Annotated in this window: 14 protein-coding genes; 6 read left to right on the top strand and 8 right to left on the bottom strand. The window is 70.4% G+C overall.

Annotated features, from left to right (window positions below; translation table 11 throughout):
- Nucleotides 1-20: 20 nt before the first annotated feature.
- From OG858_RS15690 to OG858_RS15675, 4 genes are all read right to left on the bottom strand, one after another.
- The gene (locus OG858_RS15690; RefSeq protein WP_328544781.1) at nt 21-770 is read right to left on the bottom strand and encodes an ABC transporter ATP-binding protein; all 750 of its coding nucleotides are present in this window, start codon (nt 768-770) and stop codon (nt 21-23) included.
- On the bottom strand, nt 746-1,612 hold the full coding sequence (locus OG858_RS15685) for an ABC transporter permease (RefSeq protein ID WP_086752902.1): 867 nt from the start codon (nt 1,610-1,612) through the stop codon (nt 746-748). Before OG858_RS15685 ends, OG858_RS15690 begins: the two co-directional genes overlap by 25 nt.
- Nucleotides 1,609-2,673, bottom strand: coding sequence for an ABC transporter substrate-binding protein (locus OG858_RS15680; RefSeq protein WP_328544782.1), 1,065 nt, complete (start codon nt 2,671-2,673; stop codon nt 1,609-1,611). Before OG858_RS15680 ends, OG858_RS15685 begins: the two co-directional genes overlap by 4 nt.
- A 300-nt stretch (nt 2,674-2,973) precedes the next feature.
- Nucleotides 2,974-4,113 carry an ROK family protein gene (locus OG858_RS15675; protein ID WP_086752906.1) on the bottom strand — a complete coding sequence of 380 codons (1,140 nt, stop codon included), beginning with the start codon at nt 4,111-4,113 and terminating at the stop codon, nt 2,974-2,976.
- Nucleotides 4,114-4,713: 600 nt separating this feature from the next.
- Between OG858_RS15675 and OG858_RS15670 the strand changes: the two genes are divergently transcribed.
- Nucleotides 4,714-5,295 carry a biotin transporter BioY gene (locus OG858_RS15670; RefSeq protein ID WP_327724048.1) on the top strand — a complete coding sequence of 194 codons (582 nt, stop codon included), beginning with the start codon at nt 4,714-4,716 and terminating at the stop codon, nt 5,293-5,295.
- Nucleotides 5,296-5,478: 183 nt separating this feature from the next.
- Here the strand turns inward: OG858_RS15670 and OG858_RS15665 are convergent, their stop codons facing one another.
- Nucleotides 5,479-6,243, bottom strand: a complete 765-nt coding sequence (locus OG858_RS15665; RefSeq protein WP_327748901.1) for a cell wall protein — start codon at nt 6,241-6,243, stop codon at nt 5,479-5,481.
- 250 nt (nt 6,244-6,493) lie between these two features.
- On the opposite strand from OG858_RS15665, the gene OG858_RS15660 reads away from it, so the two are divergent.
- Nucleotides 6,494-8,680, top strand: coding sequence for a serine/threonine-protein kinase (locus OG858_RS15660; RefSeq protein ID WP_328544783.1), 2,187 nt, complete (start codon nt 6,494-6,496; stop codon nt 8,678-8,680).
- A gap of 97 nt (nt 8,681-8,777) precedes the next feature.
- Here OG858_RS15660 and OG858_RS15655 read toward each other — a convergent pair whose 3' ends face one another.
- Nucleotides 8,778-10,235, bottom strand: coding sequence for an amino acid permease (locus OG858_RS15655; protein WP_086750473.1), 1,458 nt, complete (start codon nt 10,233-10,235; stop codon nt 8,778-8,780).
- A 275-nt stretch (nt 10,236-10,510) separates the two neighbouring features.
- Here OG858_RS15655 and OG858_RS15650 point away from each other — a divergent pair, with 275 nt between their 5' ends.
- Nucleotides 10,511-10,996: a ribose-5-phosphate isomerase gene (locus OG858_RS15650; RefSeq protein WP_086750474.1), complete on the top strand. Its 486-nt coding sequence runs from the start codon at nt 10,511-10,513 to the stop codon at nt 10,994-10,996.
- 201 nt (nt 10,997-11,197) lie between these two features.
- Nucleotides 11,198-12,019: an Fpg/Nei family DNA glycosylase gene (locus OG858_RS15645; protein ID WP_319064824.1), complete on the top strand. Its 822-nt coding sequence runs from the start codon at nt 11,198-11,200 to the stop codon at nt 12,017-12,019.
- 42 nt (nt 12,020-12,061) lie between these two features.
- Here the strand turns inward: OG858_RS15645 and OG858_RS15640 are convergent, their stop codons facing one another.
- Complete coding sequence (locus OG858_RS15640; RefSeq protein WP_086751629.1) at nt 12,062-13,306, bottom strand: GNAT family N-acetyltransferase; 1,245 nt, start codon at nt 13,304-13,306, stop codon at nt 12,062-12,064.
- A gap of 225 nt (nt 13,307-13,531) precedes the next feature.
- Here OG858_RS15640 and OG858_RS15635 point away from each other — a divergent pair, with 225 nt between their 5' ends.
- Nucleotides 13,532-14,704, top strand: a complete 1,173-nt coding sequence (locus OG858_RS15635; protein WP_086751627.1) for a PP2C family protein-serine/threonine phosphatase — start codon at nt 13,532-13,534, stop codon at nt 14,702-14,704.
- 171 nt (nt 14,705-14,875) lie between these two features.
- Nucleotides 14,876-15,361: an HD domain-containing protein gene (locus tag OG858_RS15630; RefSeq protein ID WP_086750000.1), complete on the top strand. Its 486-nt coding sequence runs from the start codon at nt 14,876-14,878 to the stop codon at nt 15,359-15,361.
- Nucleotides 15,362-15,379: 18 nt separating this feature from the next.
- Here the strand turns inward: OG858_RS15630 and OG858_RS15625 are convergent, their stop codons facing one another.
- Nucleotides 15,380-16,582 (bottom strand): acyltransferase family protein, encoded by a 1,203-nt coding sequence (locus OG858_RS15625; RefSeq protein WP_086750001.1) that lies wholly within the window; start codon nt 16,580-16,582, stop codon nt 15,380-15,382.

Below are 16,582 nucleotides of genomic sequence, written 5' to 3'. Positions count from 1 at the left end.
CGTCGGCGTTTCACCGGAGGTCACTGGTGGTCCTCCGTCACGCCGAGCGCGATCAGCAGTCGCTCGCGGTACTCCCCCAGCAGGGGGTCCCGGTACGAGCGCGGGTGCGGGCGGTCGATGGTCAGGTCGAGGCCGATGCGCCCCTGCTCGAGCACGAGGACGCGGTCGGCGAGCACGATCGCCTCGTCGACGTCGTGGGTGACGAGCAGGACGGAGGGCTTGTGGTGCTCCCACAGCTGCCTGAGCAGGGTGTGCATCCTGATCCGGGTGAGCGCGTCCAGGGCGCCGAACGGCTCGTCGGCCAGCAGCAGTTCGGGATCGCGGACCAGGGAGCGAGCGAGGGCCGCGCGCTGGGCCTCGCCGCCGGACAGCTCGTTCGGCCAGGCGCGCTCGCGGCCCCTGGCCGCGGCCTCCTTGCCCTCCGCGCCGAGCAGCACGTTGTCGAGGACCCGGCGCCAGGGCAGCAGCCGGGAGTCCTGGAAGACGACGGACACCCGGGCCGGCGCGGTGAGCCGCCCGCTGCCCACCACCTCGTGGTCGAGCCCGGCGACCGCCCGTAGCAGCGTGCTCTTGCCGGAGCCGCTGTGCCCGAGCAGGGCCACGAACTGCCCGGCGGGGATGTCGAGGTCGATGCCGTCGAGGACCTTGCGCCCGTCGAACGACCGGGTGAGTGCCCGGAGTTGCACGGCAGGCCGGGTGGCCGTGGCCGTTCGCGGCTCAGGGGTGGCCGTCCGCCCGGTGTTCGTCAGCTGCTCAGCGTGCGTCGCCATGACAGCACCCTCCGTTCGATGAGACGGACCGCGCTGTCGGAGATCAGGCCGAAGATCCCGTAGACGACCAGGCCGACGAGGATGACGTCGCTCTGGCCGTAGTTCTGGGCCTGGAACATCATGTAGCCGAGTCCGTTGGTGGCGTTGATCTGCTCCAGCACGACCAGGCCCAGCCAGGAGCCGGTCACCCCGAGCCGCAGGCCCACGAAGAAGCCGGGCAGCGCGCCGGGGATGACGATCTGCCGGACGAACTGCAGCCTCGACAGACCCTGCACCTCGGCGAGTTCGACGAATCGGCTGTCGATCCCGGCCAGCGCGGCATGCGTGTTGAGGTAGATGGGGATGTAGACGACGATGGCGATGATCGCGATCTTGAAGGTCTCGCCGATGCCCAGCCAGAGGATGAACAGCGGGATCAGGCCCAGCGTCGGGATCGCCCGGTTGAGCTGTACGGTCCCGTCGATCAGCGCCTCGCCGACCCGGCTGAGCCCGGAGGCCAGGGCGAGCGCGACGCCGGCGGTCAGCCCGATCACGAACCCGGATCCGGCCCGCTGCAACGAGGTCGTGATGTCCGTCGTCAGCGTCCCCCCGGTCCACAGACGGACGCCCGTCTCCAGCACCGTCCAGGGCGCCGGGATCGCCGCCGGGTCGAGTTGCCCGGCGGCGGAGGCGACGGCCCAGAGGGCGAGGAACAGCACCGGCCCGACGAGCCGGGAGGCGGGCAGCCGCTTGCCGGGGGAGAGACGTCGGCGCCTGCGGACCTGGGAGGTCTCCTCCACGGCCTCGACCGTGCCTACGGCGGTCGTGCGGACCCGGGCGGCACTGGTGGTCACGGCGCTCACTTCCGGTACTCCGCGGCCACGGCCTTCGCCGCGATCCCCTCGAACCGCCGGTCGAAGAGCGTGCCGACGTCGAACTTCTTCACGAAGCCACCCTCCGCCAGCAGATCCGCGGTCTCCTGCTCCCACTTGATCGCCTCGTCCCAACTGGGCGGGAAGAGCGGCTTGTTGGCGAGTTCGCTGATCGACTCCGCCTGCGCGAGGTTCAGGTTCTGGGTCTTCACGTAGAACTCCTCGTTCCAGATGTCCGGGTTCTCGTACTGCCAGACCGCGCCCTTCGCCCAGTACGGGATGTACGCGGCGACGGCGGCCACCTTCGAGGAGTCGCCCAGCACGGAGGCCGGCGCCCACAGCAGGTTGAGCAGGTCCACCACGTCGGTGGGGATCGTGCGGGCGCCCTTGGCCTTGTACTGCTGCAGATAGGCGGGCGCCTGCTGGTTGGCGAGCGGCGCGACGTCCACCTGGCCCGACTGCAGGGCCGTCAGGAACTGGTTGCTGGTGAGCGGGACGAGTTCCGCGTCGTCGTACGCGAGCCCCGCCTCCTTCAACGCCCGCAGCAGTACGACGCCCTGCGCCTGCCCCTGGGAGAAGGCGAGCCTCTTGCCCCGGAAATCCTCGACCGAGGAGATGCCGCTGGCGGGCTTGGTGGCGAAGAGATAGTTCGGTTTCCGGGTGACGTTGATCGCGACGATCTTCGCGTCGTATCCCTGGTAATGCGCCTGGATCGGCGGAATTCCCGCGTTGTTGGCGACGTCCAGCGACCCCGCCCGGAAGGCGTTGATGACATCGGGCCCGGCGCCGATGTTCGCCCAACTGCTCACCTTGAAAGGCAGCTCGCCGAGTTTCGCGAGCTCGAACTGCAGTTGCTGCTGGTTCTGGAAGGAGGCGATCTTCAGGCTCGTACCCGAGGGAACCTTGGTGGGCAGCGGCGCGTCCGCGGCCGTCCGGGCGGTCGCCGCGCTGCTGTCGGCGCAGCCGCTGAGACCGGCCGCCGCGGCCGTGACGCCGAGGAGAGAGGTGAGGAAGAGTCGCCGGTCGAAACCGGGCGCGGCGGAAGAAGACATGGGAGGACCCCCAGGGGGAAACGGTGGGAAGTGCACGAAATCCCGCACTCAATCGCGCACGGGAATCGCGCACGGGAATCACGAACGGAATCACGAACGGAAGGATCCGCAGAAGCGGACGGAAAGGAAGGAAGCTGCGGAAGGAGAACTCACGCAGGAAGAAGTGCCGCGTCGGCCGGAGTGCCGGGGGCACTCCGGTACGTCAACGTGTCAGCAACAGAGGGTGCGACAACTCGTGAGCAGCATGAATACGATGTTCCCGGTCTTCGGTATTGCCTGTCAACATTCGGAGTTTCTGAATTAACCGACTTCGGCGCAGGCGCGGTCGAGACGCGCCACGGCCCCCAGCGGATCCCGGTAGAGCACGTCCAGAGCCACCGCTCCGCCCGCCGTGGCCAGCACGGAGTCGGGGAAGCTCGTCGGCCCCACGGCCACCGCCCGGTCCGGCCCGACGGCCTCGTGCAGCGCGGCGAGGCAGTCCGCCCGGCCGATGATCCCGATCTCGGTGACGACCACGGTCTCCGGGTTCAGCACGTCGAGCAGCAACTCCGCCGCCCGCCCCACCATCCGTGCCCGCTCCACCAGCAGTCGCACGGCCACGGCGTCGCCGTCCGCCGCCGCGTCCAGCACCCGTATCGGGTTCACCCCGTCGATGACCCCGGCCGCGCGCGCCCGCCGGCACAGTGTCCGCTCGCTCAACTCGGCCTGGAGGCAGCCGGTCCGGCCGCACTCGCAGGGCTCCGTACCGCCGGGCAACGGCAGATGGGCGATCGCTCCCGCCTGCGAGCGGGGCCCGTGATGCACCTCGTCGTTGGTCGCGAACGCCGCGTCGACCATGTTGCCGACGAACAGATGCAGCACACTCCGGCTGCCGCGCGCCCGCCCGAACAACTGCTCGGCGTTGACCAAGGCCCGCGCATGCCCGTCCACATGGACCGGCAGCCCGGTCCCGGCACCGAGCATCTCCCGCACCGGCACCTCGCGCCAGCCCAGCAGCGGATGCTCGACGACGGTCCCGGTCTCCCGGTCCACCCAGCCGCCGGCCGCGAAGCCGACGGCCAGGGCCCGGCAGTCCGGCGCCTCGTCCAGCAGGGCCCGGAGTTCGTCGGCGGCCCGCGCCAGGACCGGGGCGGGGTCGGTGGAGCCGTGCTTCAACCGCCGCTCCACGACGACCCGTCCACGCAGATCGAGCAGCGCGACCGTCGTGTACGGCACGGCCACATGCACCCCGCCCACCACGAACCGCGAGTCGTCCAGGTCGAGGGGTACGTGCGGGCGCCCGGCACCCTTGGCCCGCCGGGGCGGTTCGGCCTCACGGATGAGCCCGAGCCCCGCGAACCGGGCGCAGTAGTCGGTCACCGAGGCCGGTGACAGCCCGGTCACCCGGGCGATGATGCTGCGCGCCACCGGCCCGTGCTCCAGCACGGACCGCAGCACCACGCTGGCGCTGGTCCGCCGCCGGTCACTGTCGGCGACACGCGGTACGGGGGAGAAGGCAGGGGTGGGAGAGGAACGGGAGGTGCGAGAGGAAGGGGAGGCGGGAGCGTAAAGGGCGGGTGCTGCCGCGGCGTGGGGCATGGCGATCATCCTCGGGAACGGGTCCGACACTGCGCCGTCTCGAAAGGGCGGTGCGTGCCGGAGCCGCCTCACCCGGGACGGCGACAGGTGGCCGTGCCGACGCGTCGCAGATCGACGTAGCGACGCGACGAGAAGTACCGGGCCTGAGCAACCATGCGCTCGAAGCTAGCAAAACGACCCACCGCTGCCCAGACGGCGACCGACGGGCGAGACAGCGCCTGTCCACGCCGCCGACGCGATTGGCAAAACCCTACAGATCCAGCGAGGCGCCCCCGCAAGACCAAAGCCGCCCCACCTCAGTGACCGGCGTCACGCCGTACCGGGTGTAACCCGCATCCTTTGTGCGAAGTCAACCAAGCCGTCGTTCCCCCTTTTGTCGAGCGCTGATGGTGTCCGGTGCGAGAGGCCTGGGATAGCGTCACCGGGTCCCCGCCGACTTCACCCGCCGGAGTGAGCCCGAACATGAGCACCGCCACCACGTCAGCCCGCCCCGGCGAGGTCCTCGCCGACCTCCTGCCCGTCTCCGGCGTCCGCGCCCGCGACATCGCGCTCGTGGTCGGCGGCGCCGCGCTCACCGGGCTCGCCGCCCAGATCGCCGTGCCCGTGCCGGGCTCCCCGGTCCCGGTCACCGGCCAGACCTTCGCCGCCCTGCTCGTCGGCACCACCCTCGGCGCGGGCCGCGGCGTCGCCGCGCTCGCCCTGTACGCGCTGGCCGGCCTGGCCGGCGTGCCGTGGTTCGCCAACGGCACCTCCGGCATCGGCGTCTCCTTCGGCTACATCCTCGGCATGATCCTCGCCGTCGCCGCAGTGGGCGCCCTCGCCCGCCGCGGCGGCGACCGCTCCACGCTGCGCATGGCCGGCACGATGCTCGTCGGCGAGGCGATCATCTACGCCGTCGGCGTCCCTTACCTCGCCGCCACCGCCGGCATCAGTCTCTCCGCCGCCGTCGCGGTCGGCCTCACCCCCTTCCTGATCGGCGACGCCATCAAGGTCGCCCTGGCCATGGGGCTGCTGCCGACGGCCTGGAAGCTGCTGAAGAACTGACGCGGCGGCTCAGCCCCGCCGACCGGGCGCCGCTCAGGAATCAGCGCCCCTTGCGAAGAGGTTCGCCGGGTCGTACTGCGACCGCACCACGGCGAGCCTCTCGCGCGTTCCGGCGTCGTACAGCGGAGGGGACCGTGCCCGCATGACCTGACAGGTTCCGTCAGCCTTTCCCTGTTCGGTGGGTCAGGACTCCTGACGGGCCCGCCGGTGGTTCCACCACAGGCCCGCCGCACCGGCCGAGATGAGCGCCGCACCGGCCATGCCGAGCGGCAGGACACGGTCGGCCGGACCGGTCTGGGGAAGCTCGTCCGGCGTGTCGTCCTTCCCTCCGCCTCCACCGCCGTCACCGTCACCGCCGCCGGGGGTGACCGGGCTGTTGTCGGTGCCGAGGAGCAGCGGGGTGGCGGGTTCGTTGGGTGACTGGTTGGTCGTGCCGAAGGGGACCGGGCCCTGCTGCCAGAACGTCTTCGAACCGTCGGAGTTCTGGACCGGAAGACAGATCCTGCCCTGCTTGCTCAGGTCGTACGTGGCGTCGATCGCATAGGTCTTCGACTTTCCGGCCGCCAGATCGTCGATCGCGCATGCGAAGCCACTGTTCGCGCCGTCGGGAAGATCCCCCTCCGGGATTGCCGAACAGCCTTCGACGTTCTTGACCGTCATGCCGTCAAAACCGACCACAAGCAATCGGATTGCCCCGCTCGCCTTGCTGCCCTCGTTCTTCACGACGCCGGTGATATTCGTTTCCTCGGACTTGTTGTCGACTTTGATCTCCTTGGACAGCAGCGTCGAGAGCTTTACTCCCGCAGGTGCCGTGTCCACGGCCTTTCCGCCATGACCGCTCAATCCCCCCTCGTCGTCCGCCGACGCCGTGAAGCCGAGGATCATCACCGATGCGAACGACACGGTGAGCAGCGATCCGGCGATGGCGGCCTTACGATGAGAACTCATGTTCCATCCCCCTTGCGTCCCCCTGGCCGTGCCTGAATTCACGGCCTATGAAGAGGTACCACAAGATTTCCCACCACTATGCTGGTGCGGCACGAAGTGTGACCAATGCGCGACTTTTTGGTTCTTCTGTGACATGTGCGGTCGGTTGTTGAAGGGGGGCATGGGGGTGCCGGAAATAACGCGGGGTGGTGTTCCGGGTCTTATGGTGGCCGGCCGTTATCGGCTGGCCGAAAGCATCGGCCAAGGTGGAATGGGCCGGGTCTGGCGGGCCACCGACGAAATACTCGACCGGCAGGTCGCCGTCAAGGAAATGCGTATCGACGGGCTCGACCCCGAGGACAGCCGCACCCGACGCGAGCGAACCCTGCGGGAGGCCAGGGCCACGGCCCGTATCGACCACCCCCACGTCGTACGCGTCTATGACGTGGTCGACGCGGGCGACCGGCTCTGGATCGTCATGGAACTGGTCGACGGCCGTTCCCTGGAACGGCTTGTGGCGGAGGACGGTCCCCTCGGCGTACGCGACACGGCCCGCATCGGCCTCGAACTCGTCGACGCCCTGGGCCAGGTGCACGCCCAGGGCGTTCTGCACCGCGACATCAAACCGGCCAACGTCCTCGTCAAGCGCACGGGCGCCCACCAGGCCGTCCTCACCGACTTCGGCATCGCCGCCATTCAGAACACCGAGGCCCTCACCATGGCCGGCATGCTCGTCGGCTCCCCCGACTACATGGCCCCCGAGCGGGTCTCCGGCCGCCCCCAGGGCCCGCCCTCAGACCTCTGGTCCCTCGGCGCCACCCTCTGCGCCGCTCTCGGCGGCCGCTCCCCCTTCTCCCGCTCCACCACCCTTGCCACCCTCCACGCCGTCCTCTACGAGGAACCGGAACTCCCCGCGGCCGCAGGCGCCCTCCACGACATCCTCGACGCCCTCCTGAAGAAACAGCCGGAGTCCCGCCCCGGCCTGCACGAACTCACCGAGGCGCTCCGCGACATCGCCACGGGCCCGGTCGCCGGGACGGGGCAGCCGGGGGCCGGGGCCGGGGCGCAGTCGGCCGGAGCCGAGGAGGCGGGGGTTGGCATCGCGGAGTCCGCGGCCGGGTTCGGCGAGCCGGTCGCAGGCCGTTCGGAACCGGTGGCGGAGAGGCCGCGGCCGCTGATCGGCGCCGCGGATCCCTGGGCCGGCACCCCCCAGAACCCCGAGGCGACGCCCCCGGAACCCACACACCAGGAACCCGCACCCGCACCCGCCGGACGCCCCACCCCGGTACGGCCGACGCCGACGCCGACGGTACGGAACCGGCCCGACCCCGGGCCCGTATCGCCCCCCGAGCCCGCACCGCACCCCCAGCCGCAACAGCCCCCCACCCCCACACCGGCCCCCCACCCCGCACCGTCACCGAACCCACCACCCCGCACCGAACCCCCCACCCCCCACCCCGACCGACCAACCACCCCCGACCGACCCACCACCCCCGTCCGCAACCGCACCCCCCTCCCACCCCCCTTCGTCTCACAGCGCCCGGCGGTCCCCGGCAACCCCTACCTGGGCCCTCCCCCCGAGACCGCCGACGCCTCCTCCGAAGCCCCGCCCGCAAGCACCCCCGAACTCCCCTCGGAAGGCGCGCCGCCGCCCCCCGACGGAAGCGAAGCACCGACCCGGCCCAGGCCCACCCCCACTGCCATGCCGCCCGGCGAACTCCTGGGCCCACCCGTGCCGTCGAGGCGCGCGAAGCCCGCCGAGCCCACGGAACCCCCAGGCCCCACACGCACCGAACCCCCTGAACCCTCCGAAACCCCGGCCGTTCCCGCGGGACCCGCGGCACCCCCGCGGAACAAGCGCCGCATCGCCCTCGTCGCGGCCACCGCCGTGGCCGTGACCGCCGCCGTGGCCGCAGTCGTCGTACCGGCGATGAACGGCTCGTCCGACGGCAGGGACGACAAGGCGTCGTCCTCGGCCACCCCCTCCACCCCGTCCCCCACCCCCACCGTCGCCGGCACCTCCCGCCCGCCCGACCTGCCACCCGGCGCCCGCACGGAGGCCGGTGTGTTCGCCTGGGTGCCGCCGGAGGGCTTCTCACGGGAGGTGCACGCGGGCGCGGAGGTGCACTACACCTCGCCCGACGCCCGGCAGGAGATCGTCGGCAAGGCCTCCCTCGCGCGCGGCGACCTCCTGGAGCAGTGGCGGAAGAAGGAGCAGAGCACCAGCGAGGGGCCGGGATACAGCAGGATCCGGCTGGAGGAGACCGAGTTCCGGGGCGAGCCCGCCGTCGTGTGGGAGTACACGGTCACGGCCCAGGAACTGCCCTGGCACGTCCGCTCCCTGGGGTTCGACAGCGGCGGCAAGTCCTACCAGCTCACCACCTGGTACCACCCCGACATCGAGGACCGGGCCCTTCCCGTCTACGAGAAGGTGGAGAAGACCTTCACCCCCCTGTGAGCCCCTGGGCGACGGAAACGGGGCCCGGCGGCGTACGAACCGCCACCGGACCCCGGACCCGGACTGTGGACTCCGGAACGGTCTCGACCGCCCGCGCTCAGTGCGCCTTGTCGGACACCCCGGCGGTGGTGGCCTTCCGGTCGCCGATCTTCTCCTTGACGATCGCGATGCCGACGACGACGGCCGCCACCAGCAGCGACAGCAGCAGGATCTCGCGGTTGCCGTGCTCGGTGTCGGTGAGCATGTAGCCGAGGACGAAGAGGATCAGCCCGATCGTGGCCCACGTCAGATACGGGTACAGCCACATCTTCACGACGAGCTTCTCCGGCGTCTCCCGCTCGATGATCTTGCGCATACGCAACTGCGAGAAGCAGATGACGAGCCACACGAACAGGGCGACCGCGCCGGAGGAGTTGACGAGGAAGAGGAAGACACCCTCGGGGAAGAAGTAGTTGAAGATGACGGCGACGAAGCCGAAGACGACCGAGGCGAGGATCGCGGTCATCGGCACACCCCGGCCGTTGGTACGGCCGAACGCGCGCGGTGCGTCCCCGCGCTCACCCAGCGAGAAGGCCATCCGCGACGCGGTGTACAGACCGGAGTTCAGACAGGACAGCACCGACGTCAGCACGATGAAGTTCATGATCTGCCCGGCGTGCGCGATCCCGAGGGAGTCCAGGGCGGCGACGTAGGAGCCCTTCTCCTTGATCGACGGGTCGTTCCACGGCAGCAGCGTGACCACGACGAAGATCGAGCCGAGGTAGAAGACGCCGATCCGCCAGATGATGCTGTTGGTGGACTTGGTGACGGCCTTCTGCGGGTTCTCCGTCTCCCCGGCGGCCAGCGTGGCGATCTCGCTGCCCATGAAGGAGAAGACGACCAGCAGCACACCGATGAGGATCGCGCCCGCACCGTTGGGCAGGAACCCGCCGTGGTCGGTCAGGTTGGCCAGCCCGGCCTTGTCGGTGTCGGCCCCCGGCAGCATCCCGAACACCGCGAGACCGCCCACCACGATGAACGCGGCGATCGCGACGACCTTGATCCCGGCGAACCAGAACTCGAACTCGCCGTACGAGCCGACCGACACCAGGTTGGTGGCGGTCAGCACGACCATCACGATCAGCGCCCAGCCCCACTGCGGCACCGCCGGCATCCAGCCCTCCAGGATCACCGCACCCGCGGTCGCCTCGACCGCGAGCACGACGACCCAGAAGAACCAGTAGAGCCAGCCGATCGAGAACCCGGCCCAGCGCCCGAGCGCGCGGTCGGCGTGGGCCGAGAACGAACCCGACGTCGGATTGGCGGCGGACATCTCACCGAGCATCCGCATCACCAGCACCACCATCGTGCCGACGAGCGCGTACGACAGGAGGATGCCGGGGCCGGCGGTCCTGATACCGGAACTCGATCCGACGAACAGTCCGGCCCCGATCACACCACCGATCGCGATCATCGACAGATGACGGTTCTTGAGACCGGCATGCAGGCCGGGGGAGGGGGGAGAGGAAGAGTCTGAGGTGTCCGTCTGGGACGGCAGAGTCGGCTGCGAGGTCATGGGGGGAGTTCCTTTGTGCCGTGGTGGGGACTTCCGTGCGTCTGCCCAGTGACCTCCGATCGACTCTCGTAAGAGCGGAAACGAGAGAGTCGACAACCGAGGGCCGGGTGAGCCGCTGTAAAGATCGGTCCAGTGAATCGGAGGTGAAAGGATTCCTGAACCTTTGAATCCGGATTGTTACTTGAGGTTTACTTGAGGTTCTGTGGTTCGGCTCACGGTTTCATCTGTCCGCACCCCGTCGTGCCCCGCCGAAACACGCGTGTCACACTCGGACCATGCGCGTCTACCTCGGCTCTGATCACGCCGGATACGAACTCAAGAACCACCTCGTGGAGTGGCTGAAGGCCGCCGGCCACGAGCCCGTCGACTGCGGGCCCCATATCTACGACGCCCAGGACGACTACCCGCCGTTCTGCCTCCGCGCGGCGGAGCGCACGGCGGCGGACCCCGGGTCCCTCGGCGTCGTCATCGGCGGCTCCGGCAACGGGGAGCAGATCGCCGCGAACAAGGTGGCCGGCGTCCGCGCCGCCCTCGCGTGGAGCGCCGAGACCGCCGCGCTGGGCCGCGAGCACAACAACGCGAACGTCGTCGCCGTCGGCGCCCGTATGCACCCCCAGGAAGACGCGACCAAGTTCGTCGAGACCTTCCTCAACACCCCGTTCTCCGGTGACGAGCGCCACATCCGCCGCATCGACATGCTGGCGACGTACGAGACCACCGGCGACCTGCCGCCGATCCCGCCGCACCACCCCCAGCCGTAGGGCTCCGGCCGCGTGTGGTCGCCCGCGTAGTTCCCCGCGCCTCTGAATGACCAGGGGCGCCCCATGCTTCTCAGGGGCGCCCCATGCTTTTAAGGGGCGCGGGGAACTACGCGAGCAACCCACACCCACCCACCCACACCCACACCCGAGAACGCACCCCCAACCACCCCCCACCCCCCTGCCGAACCCCCGGAGGACAGCGTGCCGGAGGGGCACACCATCCACCGCCTCGCCGAGGACTCCCTCGCCCACTTCGGCGGCGGCAAGAACGCCCACGTCACGAGCCCCCAGGGCAAGTTCGCCGATGCGGCGGCCCTCCTCACGGGCACCCCGCTCACCACCGCCGAGGCCCACGGAAAGCACCTCTTCCTGCACTTCGGCGACCCGGACGCCGAGGAATGGGTGCACATCCACCTGGGCCTCTTCGGCAAGGTGACCTTCGGCCCGGCCCCCGCGCCCCCGCCCACGGACACCGTCCGCCTGCGGCTGCGCAACGACACGTCGTACATGGACCTCCGCGGCCCGACGACCTGCGCCCTGATCACGGACGCCGAGAAGCGGGCGATCCACGCCCGCCTCGGCCCGGACCCGCTCCGCCCCGACGCCGACCCGGCGCGCGCCTACACCCGTGTCTCCCGCAGCCGTACGACGATCGCCGCGCTGCTCATGGACCAGAAGGTGATCGCGGGCGTCGGCAACGTCTACCGCGCGGAGGTCCTCTTCCGGCACGGCATCGATCCGTACCGCGCGGGCAAGGACGTCACCCCGGCGGAGTGGGACGCGATCTGGACCGACCTCGTCGGCCTCATGCGCGAGGGCGTACGCCACAACCGCATCGACACCGTCCGCCCGGAACACACCCCCGAGGCCATGGGGCGCCCGCCCCGCGTCGACGACCACGGCGGCGAGGTGTACGTGTACCGCAGGGCGGCCATGCCCTGTCACCTCTGTGGCGGCGAGATCCGCACCGCCGATCTTGCCGCCCGCAACCTCTTCTGGTGCCCGGCCTGCCAGCGGAAGTGAAGGCCGGACCCACGGACACGGTTTCGGGTTCCGAGCCGTGCCCTAGAACCCGTGCGGCAGCCAGGGCGCCAGCCCCGACGCGAGGAACCCCACGGACGCCTCCGCCAGCGCACCCTCCCGCAGTTCCCGCACCAACCCGGCCGCGGCCAGGGAGGACAGGCTCACACCGCCCAGATAGGCCGCCCCCAACTCCCGTACGGAGAGGGAGAGATCGGCGGCGTCGGCGGTCCGCTCGCAGGTCGCGCCCTTCGGGTCGCCGGTGAGCCGCCAACGCCCCTCGTTCCAGGGGCAGAAGGCGTCCTCCACCTCGAACACCACGTCCAGCGGCGCCTGATAGGTCCGCACGCGCAGGGCCGCGCCGACGTCCACGAGCCGGAGATGCAGGTCGTCCCTGACCCGCAGCCCGCAGCGCCGGATGTCCGACATCAGGTGCAGCGCCGGCTCGTCCACGGGCAGCCGGTGGGCGACGATGCACCGCGTCAGGTCGATGTCGAACAGGAACCGCCACAGAGCGGCGTGCGCGGCGGGGTCCACGGCCTCCAGCGCGCTCAGTTGGACGACGCCCTCCGCCCCGCTCGGCCCCCAGTCGGACTTGATCCGGAACCGCGCGTACCCGACCAGGCCGGACCCGTCGCCGTCGGCCCGCTCGGCCACCACGCACTGCAGGGGCGACGCCCCGTCCCGGTGGCGGTCCGTGTCGAGCAGGTCGGCCCGCGCCCAGCCGGGCCGCCGGGCCAGCATCCCGGGCCGCTCCGGCACCCGGCGGGCGTACACCGCCTCGCACGCGTCGAGCACCTCGGCGGGGTCCGCGTACCGCAGCCGTACGTCATCGGTGCCGGGCGGTACGGACAGCCGTACCCGGGTGGTGTCGATGTCGGCGGCGAGCCGGTGGGTGGCCAGGCCGTACCCGAACCGGCCGTAGATCACCGGCTCGGACGCGGTCAGCACGGCCAGCGACTCGCCCCAGGAGCGGACGTCGTCCAACTGCCGCCGCATCATGGACGTCAGCAACCCGCGCCGCCGGTGCGTGGCCGCGACCCCGACCATCGTGACGCCCGCCGCGGGGACGACAGCGCCACCGGGTACGGTGAGACGGAAGTCGAACGCCCCCGCCGTACCCACGCATTGGTCACCGTCCCACACGCCGATGGAGCGGTCGTACGGAGTGAGCGCCTGCCACAACTCGCGCTCCTCCGCCGGTTCGGGGGCGCCGCCGAACGCGCGGATGAGGTTGTCGTACCAGACGTTCCAGTCTTCCTTGCGCAGCGCCCGCAGCTCAGTCGTCATACGCCATGCCTAGCAGGGCGATCCGGCACGAGCGAGCGAATTGTTCCCGCGCGTCGCGGTTCGACGTGGGATCCTTCCCGGGTGCCGCACGGAGGGCGCACGGGGGCCGAAGGACGCGTTCCGGTGTGAGATCTGTGTGAGATTCGTCGTGAACCGGCCCTCGGAAGGGGGACAAGTAGGACCTCCTGTGCACAGGGGCTGGTCGGATGGATAAGGTCCCGAACAATGGCAGCAGGACGAGAGCGGCGCGCGGCGGCCGATACGTTCACGGCCCGGATGAAGAAGCTGGTTCACCGGGCCCGCACCGGCGTGCGCAAATCCGCCGTCGACTACTTCCGCGGGGACGGCTCCGACTGGATCGCCCTCGTCGGCCTGCTGCTGATGATCCCGCTGATCACCTGCCTCACGATGATCAACGAGGTGTGGTTCTCGCCCGCCGTGCTCGTCCTCCCCATCGTCGCGGGCGGCCTGCTGCTGCGGCCCGCCAGCCTCCTCGGCCTGTACGCGGCCGCCGCGACCGCGCTGATCGTGGAGTCCGTACGGCTCGGGCCCTACACCGACGGCCCCGCCCGGGTCACGCCCGGCATAGTGCTGGTGGTCGCCGCCTGCGGTTTCTTCGGTCTCCTCATCGCCCAGTTCCGCAGCCGTGTCGGCGTCCCCTGGCGGCGCGGCGGCACCATGCTCTTCGACCTGCGTGAACGCATCCGGGTCCAGAGCAAGTTGCCGCAGCTGCCGGCCGGCTGGCACCGCGAGATGGCCCTGCGCCCGGCGGGCGGCCAGTCCTTCTCCGGCGACTTCGTCGTGGCCGCCCGTACGAACGGCGGCCGAACCCTCGAAGTCGTCCTCACCGACGTCTCCGGCAAGGGCATGGACGCGGGCTCCCGCGCCCTGCTCCTGTCCGGCGCCTTCGGCGGTCTGCTGGGATCGCTCCCACCGCACGCGTTCCTGCCGGCGGCCAACGGCTATCTTCTCCGCCAGGACTGGGACGAGGGCTTCGCGACCTCCATCCACCTCGTCCTCGACCTCGACTCCGGCGACTACGAACTCTTCTCCGCCGGCCACCCGCCGGGGCTCCAGCTCAGCGCGGGCACCGGCCGCTGGGAGGAGAAGGCCGCCGAGGGCCCCCTCCTCGGCGTCTACGACGGTGCCCAGTTCGACCCGGTCAAGGGTTCCCTGCGCCCCGGCGACGTCCTGATGCTCTTCACCGACGGTCTCGTCGAGACCTCCGACCGGGACATAGTCGAAGGCATCGACCGTCTCACCGGAGAGGCCGACCGCTACGTGGCCGGCGGCTTCCACGGCGCCGCCTGGCACCTCATCGAGGCCGTGGCCAAGGACGTCAACGACGACCGAGCCCTCCTACTGATCTGCCGAGAGGGCCCGACGGCAACAAGGTAGAAGCGCAACGGCGCCCCTGAAAGGGGCGCGGTGAACTGCGCGAGAACCCCCACCGGACCTGCGGACGGAGGTAAAAGGGGCGCAGCCCCTTGAGGATGGGACGGGTAGGGGCGGCGGGGGCGACATCCGGACCGGCACCCACCACACGCCATATGAAGGAGCCCAGACCCGATGCCCCCAACCCCCCTCTCCCTCCCCGAAGTAGAGACCCTCGCCAGGGCCGCGCACGCCACCCAGACCGACAAGGCGGGCCGCCCCTACACCGAGCACCTCCAAGCGGTCGCCCACGGCGTCAGGGCACGAGGCGGTGACGAGGAACAGATCGCCGCGGCCTGGCTGCACGACGCCATCGAGGACGACGCCCTCACCGGGGACTGGCTCACCGAAGCCCCCCTGACCGACCGCACGAAGTCCATCGTGCTGGCCCTCACCAAGCGCGAGGGCGAAGCCCCGGAGGCCTACGCCGCCCGCATCCTCACCACCCCGGGCGCTCTCCTCGTCAAGCAGTCGGACCTCGCGCACAACGCGAACCCGGCCCGCCTCGCCGCCCTGGACGAACCCACCCGCACCCGTCTGACCCACAAGTACGCCCACATGCGAAACCTCCTCGGCCTGCCGGACGAACCGGCGGCCGAGGAGGCGACGGACAACCACTGAGGGACGAGGGAACCCGGGCTACACCTTGCTCCCGGCCTTCCCGCGCTCGCGGGCCAGCTCGGCTGCGTCCCGCTTGAACGCCCACTCCATCTTCGGCTCCATGGCGAACCGGAACATCCGCTGCACCGGCGGGGTGCACAGCAGGGTGATGACGGCCGCCGCGAAGAAGGTGGCGAAGAGCTCGCCGAGCGGCTGGTACACCCACGCGTTGGCGTCGTACCAGTCCCAGAAGCGCGAGCCCTTCGCGAGGAACCCGTGCAGCAGGTAGCCGTACAGCGTGCCCGCGCCCAGGACGGTGAACCACATCTTCCGCCGGGGCACCCAGGCGAAGAAACACGTGGTGAGCACCATGGAGCAGCCGAACAGCGCGAGGGTCATGACGATCCCGGCCCACCACGGCGCACCCAACTCCTGTGCGCTGTCACGGTGGTAGAACCAGGCCGAGTTCATGTCCGGGCCCAGCCAGTACGCAAGGGCCAGCGCGCTCGCCGCCACCGGCACGGACAGCAGCCGCACCTCGCGGCGCCGCATGAACTGGAAGTGCGCGGGCTTCATGAAGAGACCGACGACGAAGAACGGCAGGAACTGCAGGACACGTTGCAGGTCCAGGTCGTCACCGATGTCCGGTGAGACGGACGCGAGCGCCGCGATGGCGAGCGCCACCGGGACCGGCCAGCGCACCACCTTCCACAGCGGGGTCGTCAGCCGCCACACGAACAGCGCGATCAGGAACCAGGTGAGGTACCAGGGGTCGAGCAGGCTGATCGGGTGCGAGGGGTCGTTGTCGCCGTACCGCTTGAAGACGGAGTACGCGATCTCGAAGAGGACGTACGGCACGGCTATGCCGGTCACCAACCGGCGGAGCCGGTCGGCGCGCATGTCGAAGCTGCGCGAGAAGTAGCCGGAGATGATGATGAACGCCGGCATGTGGAACGTGTACACGACCATGTACAGCGCCTCGGCGGCACGGCTGTGGTCGGTCAGTGGCTCCCACGCGTGCCCCATCGCGACGAGCACGATGGCGAGGTACTTGGCGTTGTCGAAGAACGCGTCACGTTGTTTGGCCGGTCTGGCCTCCGGGGAGGCGCCACTTGGCGTCGGGTGGGGGGACGAGGACTTCAGCGAGCGCGGACTCGGCACTCCGTCGGCCGACGACTGTGGTGACTGTGCCGGCGGGAGCGGCGCCCCTGGCAGGCCGTGCGGTCGCAGCGAGTTCGTCAC

Origin of the sequence: Streptomyces europaeiscabiei, assembly GCF_036346855.1 — a bacterium.
GTDB classification, from domain to species: Bacteria; Actinomycetota; Actinomycetes; order Streptomycetales; family Streptomycetaceae; genus Streptomyces; species Streptomyces europaeiscabiei.
This window is presented reverse-complemented; position numbering and strand designations above follow the sequence as displayed.

Bases quoted from the DNA above. Each gene is read 5' to 3' on its own strand.
- OG858_RS15635 (WP_086751627.1), top strand. From the start codon at position 13,532: ATGGCAGCAGGACGAGAGCGGCGCGCGGCGGCCGATACGTTCACGGCC.
- OG858_RS15680 (WP_328544782.1), bottom strand. From the start codon at position 2,673: ATGTCTTCTTCCGCCGCGCCCGGTTTCGACCGGCGACTCTTCCTCACC.
- OG858_RS15630 (WP_086750000.1), top strand. From the start codon at position 14,876: ATGCCCCCAACCCCCCTCTCCCTCCCCGAAGTAGAGACCCTCGCCAGG.
- OG858_RS15640 (WP_086751629.1), bottom strand. From the start codon at position 13,306: ATGACGACTGAGCTGCGGGCGCTGCGCAAGGAAGACTGGAACGTCTGG.
- OG858_RS15650 (WP_086750474.1), top strand. From the start codon at position 10,511: ATGCGCGTCTACCTCGGCTCTGATCACGCCGGATACGAACTCAAGAAC.
- OG858_RS15670 (WP_327724048.1), top strand. From the start codon at position 4,714: ATGAGCACCGCCACCACGTCAGCCCGCCCCGGCGAGGTCCTCGCCGAC.
- OG858_RS15665 (WP_327748901.1), bottom strand. From the start codon at position 6,243: ATGAGTTCTCATCGTAAGGCCGCCATCGCCGGATCGCTGCTCACCGTG.
- OG858_RS15660 (WP_328544783.1), top strand. From the start codon at position 6,494: ATGGGCCGGGTCTGGCGGGCCACCGACGAAATACTCGACCGGCAGGTC.
- OG858_RS15690 (WP_328544781.1), bottom strand. From the start codon at position 770: ATGGCGACGCACGCTGAGCAGCTGACGAACACCGGGCGGACGGCCACC.
- OG858_RS15655 (WP_086750473.1), bottom strand. From the start codon at position 10,235: ATGACCTCGCAGCCGACTCTGCCGTCCCAGACGGACACCTCAGACTCT.